General features: G+C 49.0%; 18 protein-coding genes and 2 other annotated features. Of the genes, 11 read left to right on the top strand and 7 right to left on the bottom strand.

The features are described from left to right. Nucleotides 1–249 precede the first annotated feature (249 nt). The 5 genes from EJE48_RS06915 to leuA form a co-directional block, all read right to left on the bottom strand. Nucleotides 250–690, bottom strand: a complete 441-nt coding sequence (locus tag EJE48_RS06915) for a MerR family transcriptional regulator (protein ID WP_118579526.1) — start codon at nt 688–690, stop codon at nt 250–252. 196 nt (nt 691–886) lie between these two features. Further along, nucleotides 887–1969 (bottom strand): 3-isopropylmalate dehydrogenase, encoded by a 1083-nt coding sequence (gene leuB, locus EJE48_RS06910; protein WP_016408357.1) that lies wholly within the window; start codon nt 1967–1969, stop codon nt 887–889. A 10-nt stretch (nt 1970–1979) separates the two neighbouring features. Beyond that, nucleotides 1980–2477 (bottom strand): 3-isopropylmalate dehydratase small subunit, encoded by a 498-nt coding sequence (gene leuD, locus EJE48_RS06905; protein ID WP_118579523.1) that lies wholly within the window; start codon nt 2475–2477, stop codon nt 1980–1982. Then, nucleotides 2477–3751 (bottom strand): 3-isopropylmalate dehydratase large subunit, encoded by a 1275-nt coding sequence (leuC, locus tag EJE48_RS06900; RefSeq protein ID WP_118579520.1) that lies wholly within the window; start codon nt 3749–3751, stop codon nt 2477–2479. Before leuC ends, leuD begins: the two co-directional genes overlap by 1 nt. Before the next feature lie 45 nt (nt 3752–3796). After that, complete coding sequence (leuA, locus tag EJE48_RS06895) at nt 3797–5455, bottom strand: 2-isopropylmalate synthase (RefSeq protein WP_330548483.1); 1659 nt, start codon at nt 5453–5455, stop codon at nt 3797–3799. A 116-nt stretch (nt 5456–5571) separates the two neighbouring features. Then, nucleotides 5572–5828 (bottom strand) — a binding site (T-box leader). Between the two features lie 194 nt (nt 5829–6022). Between leuA and EJE48_RS06890 the strand changes: the two genes are divergently transcribed. From EJE48_RS06890 to queA, 5 genes are read left to right on the top strand one after another with little or no spacing between them, the layout of a single operon-like run. Continuing rightward, complete coding sequence (locus tag EJE48_RS06890; protein ID WP_118579517.1) at nt 6023–7588, top strand: SpoIID/LytB domain-containing protein; 1566 nt, start codon at nt 6023–6025, stop codon at nt 7586–7588. A 5-nt stretch (nt 7589–7593) separates the two neighbouring features. Continuing rightward, entirely contained in the window at nt 7594–7854 is a 261-nt protein-coding gene (locus EJE48_RS06885) for a hypothetical protein (RefSeq protein WP_118579514.1), read from the top strand. A 2-nt stretch (nt 7855–7856) separates the two neighbouring features. Beyond that, entirely contained in the window at nt 7857–8159 is a 303-nt protein-coding gene (locus tag EJE48_RS06880; RefSeq protein WP_016408363.1) for a hypothetical protein, read from the top strand. A gap of 12 nt (nt 8160–8171) precedes the next feature. After that, nucleotides 8172–8441 (top strand): hypothetical protein, encoded by a 270-nt coding sequence (locus EJE48_RS06875; protein ID WP_016408364.1) that lies wholly within the window; start codon nt 8172–8174, stop codon nt 8439–8441. A gap of 12 nt (nt 8442–8453) precedes the next feature. Further along, a complete protein-coding gene (gene queA, locus EJE48_RS06870) occupies nt 8454–9491 on the top strand; it encodes a tRNA preQ1(34) S-adenosylmethionine ribosyltransferase-isomerase QueA (protein WP_118579512.1) in 1038 nt (345 codons plus the stop codon). Between the two features lie 53 nt (nt 9492–9544). Here the strand turns inward: queA and EJE48_RS06865 are convergent, their stop codons facing one another. Continuing rightward, on the bottom strand, nt 9545–10867 hold the full coding sequence (locus tag EJE48_RS06865) for a sodium-dependent transporter (RefSeq protein WP_124984439.1): 1323 nt from the start codon (nt 10865–10867) through the stop codon (nt 9545–9547). Nucleotides 10868–11058: 191 nt separating this feature from the next. Here EJE48_RS06865 and EJE48_RS06860 point away from each other — a divergent pair, with 191 nt between their 5' ends. The 6 genes from EJE48_RS06860 (at nt 11059) to EJE48_RS12365 (ending at nt 17924) form a co-directional block, all read left to right on the top strand. Next, on the top strand, nt 11059–12378 hold the full coding sequence (locus EJE48_RS06860; RefSeq protein ID WP_124984438.1) for a replication-associated recombination protein A: 1320 nt from the start codon (nt 11059–11061) through the stop codon (nt 12376–12378). Nucleotides 12379–12443: 65 nt separating this feature from the next. Beyond that, nucleotides 12444–12666 (top strand) — a binding site (T-box leader). 84 nt (nt 12667–12750) lie between these two features. After that, a complete protein-coding gene (pheS, locus tag EJE48_RS06855; protein ID WP_016408368.1) occupies nt 12751–13770 on the top strand; it encodes a phenylalanine--tRNA ligase subunit alpha in 1020 nt (339 codons plus the stop codon). A 228-nt stretch (nt 13771–13998) separates the two neighbouring features. Beyond that, on the top strand, nt 13999–16398 hold the full coding sequence (gene pheT, locus EJE48_RS06850; RefSeq protein ID WP_124984437.1) for a phenylalanine--tRNA ligase subunit beta: 2400 nt from the start codon (nt 13999–14001) through the stop codon (nt 16396–16398). Between the two features lie 194 nt (nt 16399–16592). Continuing rightward, nucleotides 16593–17333 carry a DUF2089 domain-containing protein gene (locus tag EJE48_RS06845; RefSeq protein ID WP_118579500.1) on the top strand — a complete coding sequence of 247 codons (741 nt, stop codon included), beginning with the start codon at nt 16593–16595 and terminating at the stop codon, nt 17331–17333. A 47-nt stretch (nt 17334–17380) separates the two neighbouring features. Continuing rightward, nucleotides 17381–17698 (top strand): hypothetical protein, encoded by a 318-nt coding sequence (locus tag EJE48_RS06840; protein ID WP_118579497.1) that lies wholly within the window; start codon nt 17381–17383, stop codon nt 17696–17698. A 58-nt stretch (nt 17699–17756) separates the two neighbouring features. Continuing rightward, on the top strand, nt 17757–17924 hold the full coding sequence (locus tag EJE48_RS12365; protein WP_170158617.1) for a hypothetical protein: 168 nt from the start codon (nt 17757–17759) through the stop codon (nt 17922–17924). Between the two features lie 126 nt (nt 17925–18050). Here the strand turns inward: EJE48_RS12365 and EJE48_RS06835 are convergent, their stop codons facing one another. Beyond that, complete coding sequence (locus EJE48_RS06835) at nt 18051–18935, bottom strand: DegV family protein (protein ID WP_118579491.1); 885 nt, start codon at nt 18933–18935, stop codon at nt 18051–18053. Nucleotides 18936–19076 lie beyond the last annotated feature (141 nt).

Below are 19076 nucleotides of genomic sequence, written 5' to 3'. Positions count from 1 at the left end.
TTCCTCCTGTTATGATAATGGATGATAACAAAATAGACTGTCGGGGCAGATAGACGCTGTAAGTGGCTAACCCACGGACAGAGCCGTGTATATGAGCAGGCTATGCCTGCGAATCGTAGAATTTGCTGTGAAAACAGCAGATAGACGCTGTAAGCGGCTAACCCACGGACAAAACCGTGGGTATTATACCATAGCTATAGGAGAAAGCACAATGTAAAATCAAACGATTTTTAGAAATTTCTGTCAGAATCAGTCTGTATGTGAGGCATCATAGTATGCCTGAATTTCTTCCGGCAGGCGGTCTGGCAGCAGCTCCTGGATTCTGTCCTCATTGCCGTCCGCAAGAGCCGTTTCGTAATACCAGCATTTGAATTTCAGCATGGCGAGCGCCTTTTCCATGCGCTTGATTTCCTTTTCACATTCCAGCTTCTGCTTCTGAATCAATTCCAGACGCTTGGGATAGGTTTCACTGCCCTCGGTACACCATTGCATAAACTGCTTGATGTTTTTGATTTCCATGCCGGTTTTTTTCAGACATTCCACCAGCCGCAGGGCTTCCAGCTCCTTGGTATCAAAATGGCGGATGCCGCCGCTGCGCTTGATTTCGGGGAACAGTCCCTCCTTATCATAATAGCGCAGGGTGGAAACGGGTAATTGGAACAGTTCGGATACCTGACCGATGGTATACATAAGAATCGCCCTCTTTCATGAAAATAAAATTTGATATTTACCTAAAGTCAGGTTTAGGTGTTAAAGCAATCGTAGCATAGGAGCAGGAGACTGTCAAGCGAAGAAAACCGCAAAAAAGCAGGCTCGGTTATGGGTCATAATCGAGCCTGCTTTTATAGGAGAAGGTTTTCCTTTTTCAGTATTTGTTATTTTCGCTTTATGCGTTAATGGCATCGCAGATGCGCTTGCCCATTTCCTTTGTGCCGATTTTTTTGGTGCCTTCGCTGTAGATATCGGGGGTTCTGTAGCCTGCATCCAATACCTTTGTGACAGCATCCTCAATCGCCTGCGATTCTGCAACCAGACCGAAGGAGAATTTCAGCAGCATAGCGGCGGAAAGAATAGTTGCGATGGGGTTTGCCATATCCTTGCCTGCGATATCGGGGGCGGAGCCATGGATGGGCTCATACATCCCGAATGCGCCGTCCGCCAGACTTGCGGAGGGCAGCATCCCGATAGAGCCGGTAATTTGGCTTGCTTCATCGGAAATAATATCCCCGAAAATATTAGAGGTTACGATAACATCGAAATGCTTGGGATTTCTCACCAGCTGCATTGCGGCATTATCCACATACATGTGGTCCAATTCCACCTCAGGATAATCCTTTGCAACCTCTGTCACGGTTCTGCGCCACAGCTTACTGCTTTCCAGAACGTTTGCCTTATCAATGCTGGTAACGTGCTTATTGCGCTTCATAGCGGCTTCAAAGGCCTGTACGGCAATGCGTTTGATTTCAAATTCGCTATATGCTTCAACATCATACGCTTCTTCGCCGTGCTTGCCTTCACGATAGCCGCGCTCCCCGAAATAAATGCCGCCTGTCAGCTCTCTGACAACCAGAATATCCAGACTGTCGCCGATGATTTCGGGCTTGATGGGGCTTGCGTCGCTCAAAGCCTTATGGATGATGGCAGGGCGCAGGTTTGCATACAGCCCCAGACTGCTGCGCAGCTTCAGCAAAGCGCCTGCTTCGGGGCGGAGATTAGCAGGCAGATGATCCCATTTCGGACCGCCAACCGCACCCAAGAGAATGGCGTCACTGTTTTTGCAGGCCTCTAAGGTTTCCTCAGGCAGGGGCTCGCCATACGCATCATACGCACAGCCGCCTGCCAGCTTTTCATTGAATACAAAGTCATGACCGTATTTTTTGCCGACACATTCCAATACGCCCATGGCTTCAGTCACAACATCGGGGCCGATGCCGTCCCCCTTTAATACTGTAATATGATAAGAACCCATTTTCTTCACCTTAACCTTCGATTTTTTCCTTTGTATATGTTACCAGACCGCCCGCAGCCATAATCCTCTGCATGAATGCAGGGAACGGCTCAGCCTGATAGGTTTTGCCCTTTGTTTCGTTTGTAATCACGCCTGTATTGAAATCAACAGATACGGTATCGCCTGCATCAATATCATTTGTGGCTTCCTCACATTCCAGAATCGGCAAGCCGATATTGATGGCATTGCGGTAGAAAATTCTGGCGAAGGTGGACGCAATGACGCAGGAAATGCCTGCGCATTTGATTGCCAGAGGGGCATGCTCACGAGAGGAGCCACAGCCGAAATTCTTTGTGGCTACGATAATGTCGCCTTCCTTTACATTGTTTACGAAATCCGCATCAATATCAATCATGCAGTATTTTGCCAGCTCCTCGCCGCTGGATACGTTCAGATATCTTGCGGGGATGATAACGTCTGTATCGACGTTATCCCCGTATTTAAAGACTTTCCCTTTTGCTGTTTCCATTATTCCATCCCTCCTGCAATCTTTTCGGGGTCTGCAATATAGCCTGCGATGGCAGATGCTGCTGCAACTGCGGGGCTTGCCAGATACACTTCACTTTCTGTATGACCCATTCTGCCGACAAAGTTTCTGTTCGTTGTGGATACGCAGCGTTCGCCTGCTGCCAGAATCCCCATGTGCCCGCCAAGGCAGGGGCCGCAGGTAGGGGTGCTGAAAATTGCGCCTGCTTTTACGATATCCTCTACATAGCCAAGACGGATGCAGTCCAGATAAATCTGCTGTGTGGCAGGAATAACGATGGTGCGTACCTTGGGGTGTACCTGTTTGCCTCTGAGAATTTCTGCCGCAATCCTCATATCGTTCAGTCTGCCGTTGGTGCAGGAGCCGATGACAACCTGATCGATGGCAATCTCGCCTGCTTCGTCAATCGTTTTTGTGTTTTCGGGCAGATGAGGGAAGGCAACGGTCGGTCTTAATTTGCTTAAATCAATCGTATAAACCTCGTCATATTCCGCATCGGGGTCCGCCTCGTAAACAACAGGCTCTTTTGCGGAATGTTCCTTTACATATTCCATTGTTTTTTCATCCACGGGGAAAATACCATTTTTTGCGCCTGCCTCGATTGCCATATTCGCCATGGAGAAGCGGTCATCCATCGTCAGATACTGAATTCCGTCGCCGACAAATTCCATGCTGCGGTACAGTGCGCCGTCCACACCAATCATGCCAATGATGTGCAGGATGATATCCTTGCCGCTGACCCATTTTGCAGGCTTGCCTGTCAGCACGAATTTGATGGCACTGGGCACCTTGAACCATGCTTCGCCGGTTGCCATGCCGATTGCCATATCGGTGCTGCCGATGCCCGTGGAGAACGCACCCAATGCGCCGTAGGTACAGGTATGGGAATCTGCGCCGATGATAACCTGACCGGGAACAACAATCCCTTTTTCGGGCAGAAGGGCGTGCTCAATGCCCATCTGTCCAACGTCGAAGAAGTTCTTCACTTCCATATCATAAGCAAAGGTACGGCAGGCCTTGCACTGCTCTGCCGCCTTGATGTCCTTGTTGGGGGTAAAGTGATCCAGAACGATAACCACCTTATCCTTATCAAAAACCTCCTTTGCGCCTGTTTTCTGAAATTCCTTCAAAGCAACGGCGGTTGTGATGTCGTTGCCCATAACAATATCCAATTTTGCCTGAATCAGCTGTCCGGCTTTTACGCTTGCTTCCCCCGCATGGGCTGCAAGAATCTTTTGTGTCATTGTCATTCCCATGATGCTATCCTCCAAAAATTTCTTTTGTACTCTCTTACTCTTTTCTTATCTGATAATCTTGTTTGTTGTGCTCACTACCGCACGCAGACCGGATTTTGTGATATTGCTGGATGTGCCTGCGCCGAAATATATGCCGCCTTCGTTATCGGCAATCTGGATGTAGGAGATTGCACGGGATTTTGTGCCGTGGGACATGGAATGTTCTCTGTAGTCCACAACCTCCATCACGATATGGAAGTAGTCCTCGATGGCATGGCAAAGAGCGGAAATAATGCCGTTGCCGGTGCCTTTCAATGTAAGGGGCTTGCCGTTGAAGTTACATTCTGCCTCAATGGCAACGTCCTCATGATTTTTCAGAACGATTTCCTTATATGTAACCAGCTCCAGAGGGGCTCTGCCGTCTACATAATGGTCGATGAATGCTTCGTAGATATCAGCAGGTGTCAGATCCTTATGCTGTCTGTCGCTCATGCTTGTGGTAACAGTGCTGAAATCCTGCTGGAAGGCCTTGGGCAGATACAGACCGAAATTCTGTTCCAGAACGAAGGCAACGCCGCCCTTGCCGCTCTGGCTGTTGATACGAACGATGGGGTCGTAGTTTCTGCCGACATCCATAGGGTCGATGGGCAGATAAGGAACCTCCCAGTGGTCGGGATGCTGCTTCATTGCTTCCATACCCTTTCTGATGGCATCCTGATGAGAACCGGAGAAGGCTGTATAAACCAGAGAGCCTGCATAGGGGTGTCTGGGGGAAATGCTCATTCTTGTGGATTCCTCGTAAATCTTTACGGCTTCATCAATATGGCTGAAATCCAGTTCGGGGTCAATGCCCTGAGAGAAGATGTTCATGGCTACATTCATGATGTCTGTGTTGCCGGTTCTTTCGCCGTTGCCGAACAGTGTGCCTTCCACACGGTCAGCCCCTGCCAGCATAGCCAGCTCGGTTGCCGCTACGGCTGTGCCGCGGTCGTTGTGTGCATGCAGGCTGACGTAAATGCTGTTTCTGTATTTCAGGTTTTCACAGCAGTATTCAATCTGGTCGGCGTAGATATTGGGTGTCGCCATTTCTACGGTAGAGGGCAGGTTGATGATTGCCTTGTGGTCGGGTGTGGGCTCCCAGACATCCAGAACCGCATTGCAGATTTCTACGGCAAAGGGCATTTCTGTGCCTGTGAAGCTTTCGGGAGAATATTCAAAGAAAAACTCCGTTTCGGGGATAGCTGCTGCTTCTTCCTTAATCTGCTTTGCGCCTGCAACTGCCAGATCAATGGTTTCCTGCATGGAATTGCCGAAAACAACATCTCTTTGCAGGGTGGAGGTGGAGTTATACAGATGTACGATTGCTTTTTTTGCACCCTTCAATGCTTCGAAGGTTTTATGGATGATGTGGGGTCTGCTCTGTGTCAGCACCTGTACGGTAACATCATCGGGAATCAGGTTGTTGTCAATCAGGCATCTTGCAAATTCAAATTCGGTATCGCTTGCCGCAGGGAAGCCGATTTCGATTTCCTTAAACCCTGTATCCACCAGAAACTGGAAGAATTTCAGTTTTTCGGGCAGGTTCATGGGAATTTCCAAGGACTGGTTGCCGTCTCTCATGTCAACGCTGCACCATACGGGTGCTTTTGTGATGGTGTTATTGGGCCATTTGCGGTTGGGCATGTCCATTGTGGGGTAGGGTCTGTATTTTGTGTAGTTCATCATTGGTAGTTCCTCCTTAAAATTCTGCGTGTGTTTTTTGTTTGATTTTATCTTTGGTTCGTTTGTATGCGTGGTTAGAATGAGCGATGAGCAAAAGAAAAAGCCCTTCATCTCCCTCATTAAGAGACGAAAGACCAGAAATCTCCGCGGTACCACTCTTTTTTATTCCCGAAAAGGAATACACTTTCCCAGATACAGGCTGTAAGAACCAATATCCTGTCGGTATAACGGCCGACTCGCCGGTTGCGCCTACTTGTGTTCAGTTCAGCGAACCACTCCGAGGCCAGTTCAAACATTCTTCCGTTATCTGCTCGCACCAGCCGCAGACTCTCTGAAAACATCCAAAGGTTTTACTACTCCTCTTCCCTGTGTTTGTTGTGTTGTATTGGAATGAATACAATTTAATCACCAAATTGCTTTTTTGTCAATACAAAATTTGAAAGTTTTTTGTATTCATATAAAAACAAGAAATCGGAATTTCCCCTGTAAGAAAGAAGAAAGTTGTGCTATAATGAAACGATAGCATACAAAAGAAGGAAACAGCTCCAAAAATCATGAGGAGGGATAGATATGAAGGGAAAAAAGAAAATTGCTTCGATTCTGGCGTGTGCCATGCTTTTGAGTGCGGCACCCGTAGAAGCAATGGCATATACAGTACCCGATACGGTGCGTGTCGGGCTGGAATCGGTTTGTAAAAACGTGGCATCCGCAAGCATCGGTGTGTGGGAATTGCAGATTGGCATGCAGAAGGGCGATGGCTTTCAAAGGGGCGGCGTGATTACCTCAAGCGGTCTGTTTACGGCAAGGCCTGCCGTGGGGGACTATATCGCAGTGGACAAAACGATGGACTGTGCGGACGCATTGGACATGGCAAATGACATGAAAAAAAGCGGATTGGACACCTATGCGGCGTACCTGAGCGGAGGGGACTGGACGGTCTATGTGAAGGATGCCTCTGTTTCCGCTGTGGAGGCTGCGGCAGATGAAAATGCAAGCCGCGTTTCCTTTGAGGGCGTTGCGATTACGGGCGGCGAAGCCCCTGTGCTTGTGCCGGAGAATGCCGTCATGATGGGCGGCAATGTGGCAGATACCTTTAAGCTCAACAGCATGCCCTACCGCGGAATGCTGACGTTTTCCGTGAATGGCAGCAGCATGACGGGCGTGAATATCATTGGCTTAGAGGAATATCTCTACGGCGTGGTGCCTTCCGAAATGCCGAAAAGCTATGACGCAGAAGCGCTGAAGGCGCAGGCGGTTGCGGCGCGCACCTATGCCATGACGAAGCTGGGCGCGCATACGGGCAGCGGCTATCAGCTCTGCGACACCACAGCCTGTCAGGTTTATAAGGGCTACAGCAATGAGTCGGATGCCACCACAGCGGCGGTAGATGCAACGGCAGGCGAGGTTGCCTGCTACAACGGCAGCCCGATTGAAGCGGTGTTCTCCGCATCTACAGGCGGCTATACCGAAAGCAGTGAAAACGTATGGAATACGGCGGTGCCGTATCTGCGTGCGGTTCCCGAACCGGGGGAATATGGCGATAACAGCTGGACAAAGACTTTGACACTGGATGAGCTGACTGCGCTTTTGCAGGCGAAGGGTGAGAATATCGGCACAGCAAAGGATATTGTGATTACGAAGCTTTCCACAGGCGGGCGGGTGCAGGAGCTGCAAATCGTCGGCACAAGCGGTACAAAAACGCTGACGAAGGAAGCCATTCGGACCTATTTTTCCTCTGCCTGCGGCACACTGCCGAGCAAGATGTTTACAATTAACGGCAAGGGCGGCACGGTAACGGGCGGCACGAGCACAAGCGCGAAGGGCGGTCTGCTTTCTGCGGCAGCAAGGCAGGGCATTGTTGCAAAAACAGAGGGTGCGCTTTCCTATCTGAATGGGAAAAAGCTTTCCGTTGATGTGGATGCAGCACAGCCTGCGCAGAATACCGATAACGGAGCCTATGCGGTTTACAACGTGAGCATCAGCACCGTTGCGAATGGAAAATTCGTATTTTCCGGCAGCGGCAGCGGTCATGGTGTCGGCTTGAGCCAGAAGGGCGCACAGGGCATGGCACAGATGGGCTATGATTATAAGGAAATTCTGTGCCATTACTATACAGGCATTACGATTGAGGGCTGATATTTATGAAGGAATTCAGAGCCTTCCTGCTTTCCCGAACGGGCTGGCAGGATGAAAACGGCAATACGGTTGTTTTTTCCGAAACGAACCTGACAGGGGAAACGGCAGGGGATGGGCTTTGGCTGTTTCTGGATGAGGGGCTGCGCTGCGGCGGCATGCACCGCAGGATTGCGGCAAGCGAAGCGGCAGTCAGAGAGACACTCTGCGGTGTCGGGAAGGAGCTGCTTTGGGAGAAAATAGCAGCCGATTGGGCAAAGGAGGCATAAAAATGTTTTGTGAAAAGCTGACGGAGGAACAAATCAGAAAGGTGATGAATGTCATTTCCGATGACGGCGCACTGACGATTCTGAAAATCCGTACCTATGATAAAAGCTTTGAGGATGCGGTTGCGGTTTCCGCTGTGCCGGAGGTAACGGCGAAATTTCAGGAGGATATTGAAACCTATCAGCTGCATGATTATTTCATCAGAGGAAAGAATCGCGCAGGTGCAGGCTCCGATTATATTTACAGAAAAATGATGTATGAATGGTTCGGTGAGCCGTATGTTGTAAAATATCTGATGGAATATTAAGGGGGAACGGATATGTATGTAAAAAGACTCAAGGATGATGAAATTTTGCAGATTATGCGTGTCATTTCCGACCCCGACTGCGAAATTGTGAGCATTTTCCGCAAGGTGACAGACCCTGAGGTGGTTATCAATTCGCAGGATATGGAGGAACGCTATGTGCTGCATGATTATGATATAGAAGGGTTTGATTATCTGCCCGATGATTCCACGCGGATGTACCGTAAGGAAATGCTGAGGATTTTCGGTGAGAAATATGCGGCGGATTATATGTTGAGAAGATAAAGAGGAACAGAAATGAAAACAAGTGATTTTTACTTTGACCTGCCTGAAGAATTGATTGCGCAGGAGCCGCTTGCGGACAGAGCATCCAGCCGTCTGATGGTGGTGCATAAGGACAGCGGAAAGCGTGAGCATCGGCATTTTCGGGACATTAAAGAGTATCTGCGCGCAGGGGACTGTCTGGTTATCAACAATACCAAGGTTTTGCCTGCCAGATTATACGGCGAAAGAGTCGGCACAGGCGCGGCGATGGAGATTCTTTTGCTGGTGAGAAAGGATATGGATACATGGGAGGTTCTGGTGCGCCCGGGGAAAAAAGCGCGCCCCGGTGACAGGATTTCCTTTGGCGGCGGCAAGCTGATTGCGGAGGTTTTAGAGGTCATCGAAGGCGGCAATCGTATTATCAAATTTGAATATGAGGGCGTGTTTGAAAATATTCTGGAGGAGCTGGGAGAAATGCCCCTGCCCCCCTACATTACGCATAAGCTGGAGGACAAAAACCGTTATCAGACGGTTTATGCGGAGCATGAGGGCTCTGCGGCGGCACCCACGGCAGGTCTGCATTTTACGCCGGAATTATTAAAGGAAATTGAAGACATGGGGGTAAGGATTGCCCATGTTACCCTGCATGTTGGTCTGGGCACCTTTCGCCCCGTGAAGGTGGAGGATGTGCTGGAGCATGAAATGCACTCTGAGTATTATGTGGTAGAGCCGGAGCAGGCGGCGATTATGAATGAAACGAAGAAAAACGGCGGCCGCATCATTGCCGTCGGCACAACAAGCACAAGAACACTGGAATCCGTAACGGATGAAAACGGCGTGATTCAGCCCAAAAGCGGCTGGACGAAGATTTTCATTTATCCCGGATACACCTTCAAGGCGGTGGATTGCCTTGTGACAAATTTCCATCTGCCGGAATCTACGCTGATTATGCTGGTTTCTGCGCTGATGGGGAAGGAGCTTGTGATGGAAAGCTATGCCGAGGCGGTAAAGGAGCGGTATCGGTTCTTTAGCTTCGGGGATGCGTGTCTGTTTCTGGCAAAAGAAAAATGAGCAATAAAAAAGCCCTACTGTAAGCTTAGCTTACAGTAGGGCTTTTTTATTGCTTAGCCGATGCCGCCGTTCAGTGCGCCGAGAATCAGCACCAGAACGCAGACGGGGCAGAGGACATATTTACAGAGCGGATAGAACCAAGGGAACAGGGGCTTATCCCGTCCCTTATTGACCTCTGCTTCCACAAATTCACGCTTGCAGAACCAGAAGAACATGATTGCCGCCAGACCTGCGCCGAGGGGGCAGATATAAATGGACAGCACATCCATCCAACCGGAAACAATGCCTTGGATACAGATGGAAACAACGATGCCGATGATGCCGATGGTAAGGCAGGCAGGCACGCGGGCAAAGTTGAATTTTTCCTGTAGGGTTGCGATGGGCGTTTCATACAGATTGAGGAGAGAGGTCATCCCTGCGAACAGCACTGCCACAAAGAAAATGATGGCGAACAGAGAGCCGCCGGGCATGCTGTGGAACAGATGCGGCAGGAAGATGAACATCAGCCCGGGACCGCCCTGATCCAGCTGAGAGCCTGTGGTTGCCATGGCAGGAATGATGACCAGTGCCGCAAGGCATGCCGCCAGAGTATCAAAGAAGGCAACGCGCGCCGCAGAGGCAGGAATATTTTCTTCATCGGAGAGATAGGAGCCATAGATGATGGTGCCGTTGCCTGCGATGGAGAGGGAGAAGAACGCCTGTCCGAGTGCGTAAATCCATGTCATAGGGCTTTTCAGTGCGACAGGGTCTACACGAAAGATATAGCGATAGCCTGCAACTGCACCGGGCTGTAATGCAATATAGACAGCAAGCCCGACAAACAGCAGAAAAAACAGCGGCATCATGATTTTATTTGCTTTTTCGATGCCCTGCCCAATGCCCATCATCATAATCAGGATGCAGAGGAGCAGTGCCGCAATCTGCCACCCGTTATTGCCGAAGGCGCTTGCCATGCCGCCAAATGCTGCCGCATAGGAATCGACATCCGCAGGGGCAAGGGTTGCACCGGTAAATGTGCCGACGGCGTATTTCAGAATCCAGCCCATGACAACGGTGTAGCCGATTGCCATTGCCAGTGCGCCGACCATGGGAATCAGCCCCAATGCCTCCCCCAGCTTGCGCTTGCCGCGGCTTTCCAGAGCCATACCGAAGGCATTGACAGGGCCGGAGCGTGCCGCACGCCCGAATGCCATTTCCCCGATGACACCTGTTGCGCCAATCAGCACAACAAAGATAAAATAAGGAATCAGAAAGGAACCGCCGCCGTAAAGGGAGACCCTTGTCGGGAACATCCAGAGATTGCCCATGCCGACCGCGGAACCCACGCAGGCAAGGATGAAGCCGAGCCTGTTGGTAAAAGAATCACGTTTTTTCATAAGTTTCTCCTTTATAAATGATAAATGCCTGTGTAGTATACCATTTTTTTCGGGAGAAGGACAGAATAAAACGGAAAATTGTGCAGAATCGGATGATTTTTTTGAGGAACAGCGGGCAGATTCTTTTCCTTGAAATAAAGGAAAATCTACTATAAAATAGAAGGAGTGTTTAGGGAAAGTCGGTGAGAAAAATGGACTTATTTGAATATAACCGCAGCTTGCAGGGCGGCAAGGAGGCACCGCTTGCGGCAAGGATGCGCCCAAGCTGCCTGGAGGATTTTGTCGGACAGGAGCATATTGTCGGGAAGGGCAAGCTGCTTTACAGAGCCATTCAGAGCGATAGGCTCAGCTCTGTTATTTTTTATGGCCCGCCGGGGACAGGCAAGACCACTCTGGCGAAAATCATTGCCAACACCACGAAAAGCAAATTCTGCCAGATTAACGCGACAACGGCAGGCATAAAGGAGATTAAGGAAACGGTGGAGGATGCCAAGGCGGAGCTTGGGATGTACGGCAAAAAGACGATTTTGTTTATTGACGAGATTCACAGGTTTAACAAAAGCCAGCAGGATGCCCTTCTGCCGCATGTGGAGGACGGGACGCTGATTTTGATTGGGGCGACAACGGAAAATCCTTATTTTGAGGTGAATAAGGCGTTGGTTTCCCGCTCGATTGTCTTTGAGCTGCGGCAGCTTGAGGACAGGGACATCAAAAGGCTGCTGGAGCGGGCGTTGACGGATGAGAAAAACGGCATGGGCGTTTATCATGCGAGGATGGATGCGGACGCGATGGATTTTCTTGCAAATACGGCAAACGGGGACGCGAGAGCCGCGCTCAACGCTTTGGAGCTTGCGGTGCTGACAACGGAGCCGCAGACGGACAAAACGATTCACATTACCTTGGAGGAGGCACAGGAGTGTATCCAGAAGCGCGCGCTGAATTATGATAGGGATGGGGACAACCATTATGATACGATTTCCGCGTTCATCAAGAGCATGCGCGGATCTGACCCAGATGCGGCTTTGTATTATCTGGCGAAGATGATTTATGCAGGGGAAGACCCGAAATTTATTGCGCGGCGGGTTGTTATCTGTGCATCGGAGGATGTCGGCAATGCAGATCCGCACGCTTTGCAGGTGGCGGTTTCTGCCATGCAGGCGGTCAATTTTATCGGGATGCCGGAGGGGCGGATTCCCTTGGCGCAGGCGGTGACATACGTTGCCTGTGCGCCGAAAAGCAATGCCGCCTATCTTGGGATTGACAAGGCGCTGAGCGATGTACGCAATATTCGGATTCGGACGGTGCCGCCGCACCTGAAGGACAGCCATTACAGCGGTGCGAAGGAATTGGAGCATGGCGTAGGCTACAAATACGCACATGATTATCCCGGACATTATGTGAAGCAGCAATATCTGCCGGATGAATTGGTTGGCACGGTATATTATGCAATGACGGAGAACGGCGTGGAGCGGCGCATGCAGGAGCATCTGAGGCGGCTGAAGGGGGAGTAACAGGATTTTTCTTGGAAATTTCTTGACTTTCCGATTTGATATGTTAAAATAAATTTATTATGATTTGAATGACTGTGAAGATGAAAAGTACGCAGTGAACCATCTCCAGAGAGAGGGCTTTCGGGGAAACCTGAGCTGAAAGAGCCCTTAGCCTGTGAAGCTGCGGAAGTTCCCATCGGAGTCGGCTTTCTGAACAGAGCAGTAGGAAAGCCCGTTTCGTGCTCGTTACGCATCAGAGTGCCTGTGATAGCAGGAATTTGGGTGGTACCGCGAGCCTTCGTCCCTTTGTGTGACGGAGGCTTTTTCTTTTTGGGTGTGCCCCACCCCGTAAAAATCTGAAAAAAACCTTGCAAAAGAGAGGAGAAAGCAAAAATGAAGGATAAGCTGAAACAAATCCAGCAAAAAGCGCTGAGCGCATTCCAGGATGCAAGAGAAATCAAGGATGTAGATGATTTAAAGGTGAAATTTCTGGGCAAGAAGGGCGAATTGACCGCCATTCTGAAGGAAATGGGCAAGCTTTCCGCAGAGGAAAGACCTGTCATCGGGCAGATGGCGAATGAAGTGAGACAGAGCATTGAAAAAATGCTGGAGGAAAGCAAGAAACGTCTGGAAGCGGCAGAGCTGGCACACAGACTGGAGGCAGAAAAAATCGACGTAACCATGCCCGGTAAGGAAAGACCCGAAGGGCATAAGCACCCCATGAGCATTGTAATCGACGAAATTTGCGATATCTTCAAGGGCATGGGCTACGAGGTGGCTGACGGCCCTGAGGTGGAAAAGGATTATTATAACTTTGAGGCACTGAATATTCCTGCAAACCATCCGGCAAAGGATGAGCAGGATACCTTCTATATCAATGGGGATATTCTGCTGCGTACACAGACCTCTCCTGTGCAGGTGCGTACCATGGAAAAGGGCAAGCTGCCGATTCGTATGGTCTGCCCCGGTGCGGTATATCGTTCCGATGAGGTGGATGCAACCCATTCCCCTGTATTTCATCAGTTAGAGGGCATGGTAATTGATAAGAACGTAACCATGGGCGATTTGAAGGGCGCATTGGCTGTGTTTGCGAAGGAGCTGTTCGGTGAGGATACAAAGGTTCGTTTCCGCCCGCATCACTTCCCCTTCACAGAACCCAGTGCGGAAATGGACGTAACCTGCTTTGCTTGTGGCGGCGAGGGCTGTCGTGTATGCAAGGGCGAGGGCTACATTGAGCTGCTGGGCTGTGGTATGGTACACCCAAAGGTGCTGAAAATGAGCGGCATTGACCCTGAGGAATACAGTGGATTTGCATTTGGTATGGGTCTGGAGCGTGTAGCAATGCAGAGATACGGCATTACAGACCTGCGTCTGCTGTTTGAAAACGATGCGAAATTCCTGAAGCAGTTCTAATAGACCGCAAAGGATTGCGGGGCGTTGATTCAAGCAGGCTTTGCTTCGCAAACCTTGCCCTTCGGGCAACCGCCGCATCTGTTCGGCGGTGCGTACCCACACCCCACGAGGGGAAAGGGATGAGAACAAAAACAGGATTCAAGTTGAGTATATCTGCCTGCAAAGAGGGGAATCTCTTGCAGGAGTTTGAGGACAGCGTCCTCAATAGAAGAAAGGAGAGTTAATTTCATGGACGTACCTATGTCTTGGATGAAAGAATATGCACCCGTTACAGCGGATATCAAGGATTTTATTGAGGATATCACGTTGTCCGGTTCCAAAGTAGAGGGCTACACAACCGTAGCCGGTGAAATTAAAAACGTAGTGACAGGCTATATCAAGGAAATCGTAAAGCACCCTGATGCCGATAAGCTGGTCATCTGCACGATTGATGCAGGGCAGGGCAGGGACTTAACGATTGTTACCGGCGCACCCAATGTGAGAGTGGGAGATTATGTACCTGTTGCGCTGAACAATTCTGTTATCGCAGGCGGCAAGGAAATCCACACAGGCGAGCTGCGCGGAGTTGTTTCCGAAGGGATGCTTTGCTCTGTGGAGGAGCTGGGCTGCGACAGACATGATTTCCCCGAAGCACCCGAATACGGCATCTATATTTTCCCCGAACCCGTAGAATTGGGTAAGGATATTGTTGAGGTGCTGGATTTGAAGGATGAAGTGGTGGAATACGAAATCACCTCCAACAGACCCGACTGCTTCTCCGTTCTGGGGATTGCAAGAGAGGCTGCCGCAACCTATGACATTCCCTTCCATTACCCTGAAATCAAGGTGGCAGAAAAGGCGGAAGGTAAGGCAGAGGATTATGTTAAGGTAACGATTGAGAACCCTACCCTTTGCCCCAGATACGTTGCAAGAGTGGTAAAGAATGTAAAAATCGGGCCTTCTCCCAGATGGATGAGAAAAAGACTGCGTATGGCAGGCGTGCGCCCCATCAACAACATCGTTGATATCACAAACTATGTGATGATTGAAATGGGTCAGCCGATGCATGCATTCTCCATCGAAACCATCAAGGACAGCCATATTATTGTAAGAAACGCAAAAGAGGGCGAAACCATTACAACACTGGACGGACAGGAGAGAAGCCTTGACCCCTCCATGCTTGTGATTGCCGACCCCGAAAAGGCAGTTGCGATTGCAGGCGTAATGGGCGGCGAAAATTCCATGATTGTGGAAGGTTCTCAGGCGGTGCTGTTTGAATCCGCAAACTTTGACGGGCCGAACGTGCGTATCACAGCGAAAAAGGTTGGTCTGCGTACAGACGCATCCAGCAAGTTTGAAAAGGGACTGGATCCCAATCTGGCACTGGAGGCAGTGAACCGCGCGGTGCAGCTGGTTGAGCTTTTGGGTGCCGGCGAGGTTGTGCCCGGCGTTGTGGATGAATACCCCAACAAGAGAGAGCCTTGGCAGCTTTCCTATAACCCTGCATGGATTAACAAATTCTTGGGGACAAACATTTCCGAAGAAGAAATGCAGAAGATTTTTGAAAAAATCGAGCTGAAGGTAGACCCTGTCAACCATATTGTAACGATTCCTACCTTCCGTCCCGATTTGGAGGCACAGGCAGATTTGGCAGAGGAAATTGCACGCTTCTACGGCTATAATAAGATTGAAGCAACACTGGCCTCCGGCACACCTACGGTTGGCAAGAGAACCTATGCGCAGAGCATTACCGCACTGGTGAAGGATACTGTGATTGCAAACGGTCTGTGTGAGGCAATGACATACAGCTTTGAAAGCCCGAAGGTGTTCGATAAGCTACTGATTCCTGCGGACAGCGACCTGAGAAAGGCAATCGTGATTTCCAACCCTTTGGGCGAGGATTTCTCCATCATGAGAACGGTTTCCTTCAATGGTATCCTCACTTCCTTGGCAACAAACTACAACAGAAGAAACGAAAGCGCAGGCTTGTTTGAGGTGGCGAAGGTTTATATTCCCAAGGCACTGCCTTTGACAGAACTGCCTCACGAAATTCCCACACTGACGATGGGGATGTATGGAAATATGGATTTCTATGATTTGAAGGGGATTGTGGAGCATCTGATGCACGTTCTTGGCATGAGCAAGGTGGCAGAATATGTGACAGAAAAGGCACTGCCCTGGATGCACCCCGGCAGAACGGCTTCTGTGATCGTAAACGGCGAAAGCATCGGCTATCTGGGTGAAGTGCATCCTGCGGTGCTGAAAAACTACGGCATTGGTACAAGAGCATATCTGGCTGTTCTGGATATGGAAAAGGTAATTGCGAATGCAAACAGAGATGTGGTTTATCAGGCATTGCCGAAATTCCCTGCACTGACGAGAGATATTGCGATGCTGGTGAAGGAAGATGTAACCGTGAAGGAAATTGCGGATATCATCAAGAAAAACGGCGGCGCATATCTGGAGGAGGCAAAGCTCTTTGACGTATATCAGGGGGCGCAGATTGAAGCAGGCTATAAATCTGTGGCATATTCCATCACCTTCCGCAGTGCGGAAAAGACACTGGCAGATGCCGATATTGCAGATGCAATGGATAAGATTTTGAAGGGCTTGGCAGAGGAGCTGGGCGCACAGCTGAGAGATAAATAAGGAATCGGGATTTCCGAGAGAAAGAACCGCCATGGCAGGGATGCTGTGGCGGTTTTTTGATGAGAGGAACGGCGTAGGTGCGCCTATAAAAAGATTTACTGGGAATAACTATTCATATAATAGTATAAATATTATTAAAACTAATATTGACAAAGTGGAATACTAATGATAGAATAGGGATAGAGGTGGTAGATATGAAGCGAATGATAACGAAATGCCCCGGATGTCAGGGAACGCTGCATATTGCAAAGCTGCAATGCCCTGATTGTGGTATGGAATTAAAAAATGATTTTTCATTGAGCCGTTTCGATCGGTTGGATGATGCACAGTATGAATTTCTTCTGACATTTTTGAAAAGCAGAGGGAGTTTAAAGGAAGTGCAGGCAGAATTACAGCTTTCTTATCCTGCGGCGAAAAAGAAACTGGAAGAATTATTAGTTGCGTTGGATTTGAGTGAGACAACTGAGAAAAGGGGAGAGGTAGATATGAGCAATTTAAAGGTGGAGCAGGGCAGTACGGAAGTATCTGAAATCATCAAGGGGAAAATCAAAGAAAACGGCGGTCATGTTACAGTGTATACCGCAAGGGGACTTCCCTGCGAAATCACGGCAGAGCCGGATGGGAAAACCTTTAGCAGTAATAAGCTTCCTGTGAGCGATAGATATGATTACAAGGTTTTTGATGTGATTGTAGACCTTTTACTTGAGCAGGGCGGCAGAGCAAGAAAAGGAAATGGGCGAAATTATAAACTGGGTGAAAAAGGGTGTGAAACGGATACAGTGGTTGGTGCGATTGCGGTATATCGTGGATATGAATTGGGTGCATCCGTTTATGATCCTGTTTTTGTAATGGCGGCGGTGCTGGAATGGGCAGGCATTGCGGAAAATGGTCGAGGGGAATTGATTCTTACGAATGAATACAAGAGTATGCTGTAAAATTGTTAGCGGGTAATGCAGATTAGGGTTTTCGTGGGGGGATGATTATGATAAAATCAATTTTAGAGTTGAAATTTGAAGAAGAAATCAGAGATAAGATGTTTCTTGCAAAAAAAGAGTGCAACTATAATCCGACTCGCTTTCATCAGATGATTAACAACCATGGCGGTGTTGAAACGGCAAAAAGGTTGATTGCACAGGCGCAAAAAACCGGAAATACATCAGATGGATTTACTACGCTTTATCTTTGCGATAGGTTGGATTTGACAATGGAAAATTCTGTTTGTAAGGAGGAATACCGCTCTTTATTTACTGCGGATGAAATTGCGTATTGTGAAATGGTATTAGGAATTACCGAGAGCTGAAGCGTGATGAAGTAGGTTTATAGTAAAAGGAAATGGAATGGCGGCAGGGGGTGCAGGTATGCGTTTATTTAGAATGATTGTTTCTATTTTTGTGATGCTGATTGCGGGCTTGATTGGTTTTTTCGTGGGCATTAGAATAGATGAGGCAATGGGCGGTGCGGTTTTATTTTCCGTGATTGCCGGAATTGCCTGCGTGATTTATACGATAGAGAATCAGGAAAAATGAGATTGCCGACAGGATTCTGAAAAGCGGAGAGCGTTTTTTGGAGAGGATTTTTTACTGACGAGAGAAGAAATGAAAAAGAGCGAAAAAACAGCCCTTGGAGAGTGCTTTCCGAGGGCTTTTGTTATTTTATTTTACATATTCATATTTTTTAATATAGCAGATACCGATGGGGGTGGGGCCGGTATGGGTGCCGATGGTGATGCCGACGGGCCAGATTTCATCCATTACATCGAAGCCTTCTGCCAAGAGGGTCTGGCGCATTTCTTCTACGGTGGCGTGGCGTTCCTTTTCCCCACGCACCAACAGCACGCGATAGTGTTCCTTCTCGCTGTCGATTTCGTTTCTTGTCATATCCATGATGGTTTTGAGCGCTTTTTTATGCCCGCGCACCTTGCTTTCGGGATACAGTTCGCCATCGCGCATGACGATAATCGGCTTAATATTCAGAATCGCGCCTGCCAGAGCGGCGGCTTTGCCGATTCTGCCGCCCTTCTGGAGATAATCCAGAGAATCGACGGTGAAGTTGATTTTTGTCATATATTTTTGCTTATCCAGAACGGCAAGCAGTTCTTCCATAGAATAGCCGGCATCGCGCATGCGGCATGCTTCGTAGACCAGAAGCCCCTGCGAGCCTGTGACACAGGCACTATCCAAAACGATGATTTTGCGCTCGGGATAGGCTTCGCTGAGGATATTTGCCGCATTTACGCCGCTCTGATAGGAGCCGCTGAAATTTGCCGTAAGACAGATACAGAAAACATCCTTACCTTCCTTTAAAACGGGTTCCATGGCATCCATGTAATCCTGCACAGAGGGCAGAGAGGTTTTCGGATAGAGCTTATCGGCATTGATTTTATCGTAAAATTCATCGGGGGTAATATCCTGCAATTCCTTTAGGTAATTTACCGTATCAAAGGAAACATGAAAGGGGACGTAGGTTACATCCAGCTGTTCCAGCACGGCGGCAGGAATATCGCAGGAGGTATCGGAAAGTATTTTATATGTAGACATAGAGCTATTCCTCCATTTGAAATCTATAAAATCGATTTTGAATTAGTCTTTCTATCGGTTTATTTTACTTTGTATTTTGGGCGTTGTCAATAAAAAACACTGTCACACTGACGTAGTAAAGCATACCAGATGTTGTGTTAT

The organism is Anaerotignum faecicola, assembly GCF_003865035.1.
In the GTDB taxonomy this organism is placed as follows: Bacteria; Bacillota; Clostridia; order Lachnospirales; family Anaerotignaceae; genus Anaerotignum_A; species Anaerotignum_A faecicola.
The sequence above is the reverse complement of the archived record's forward strand: the minus strand, read 5'-3'. Positions and strand labels throughout refer to the sequence as shown.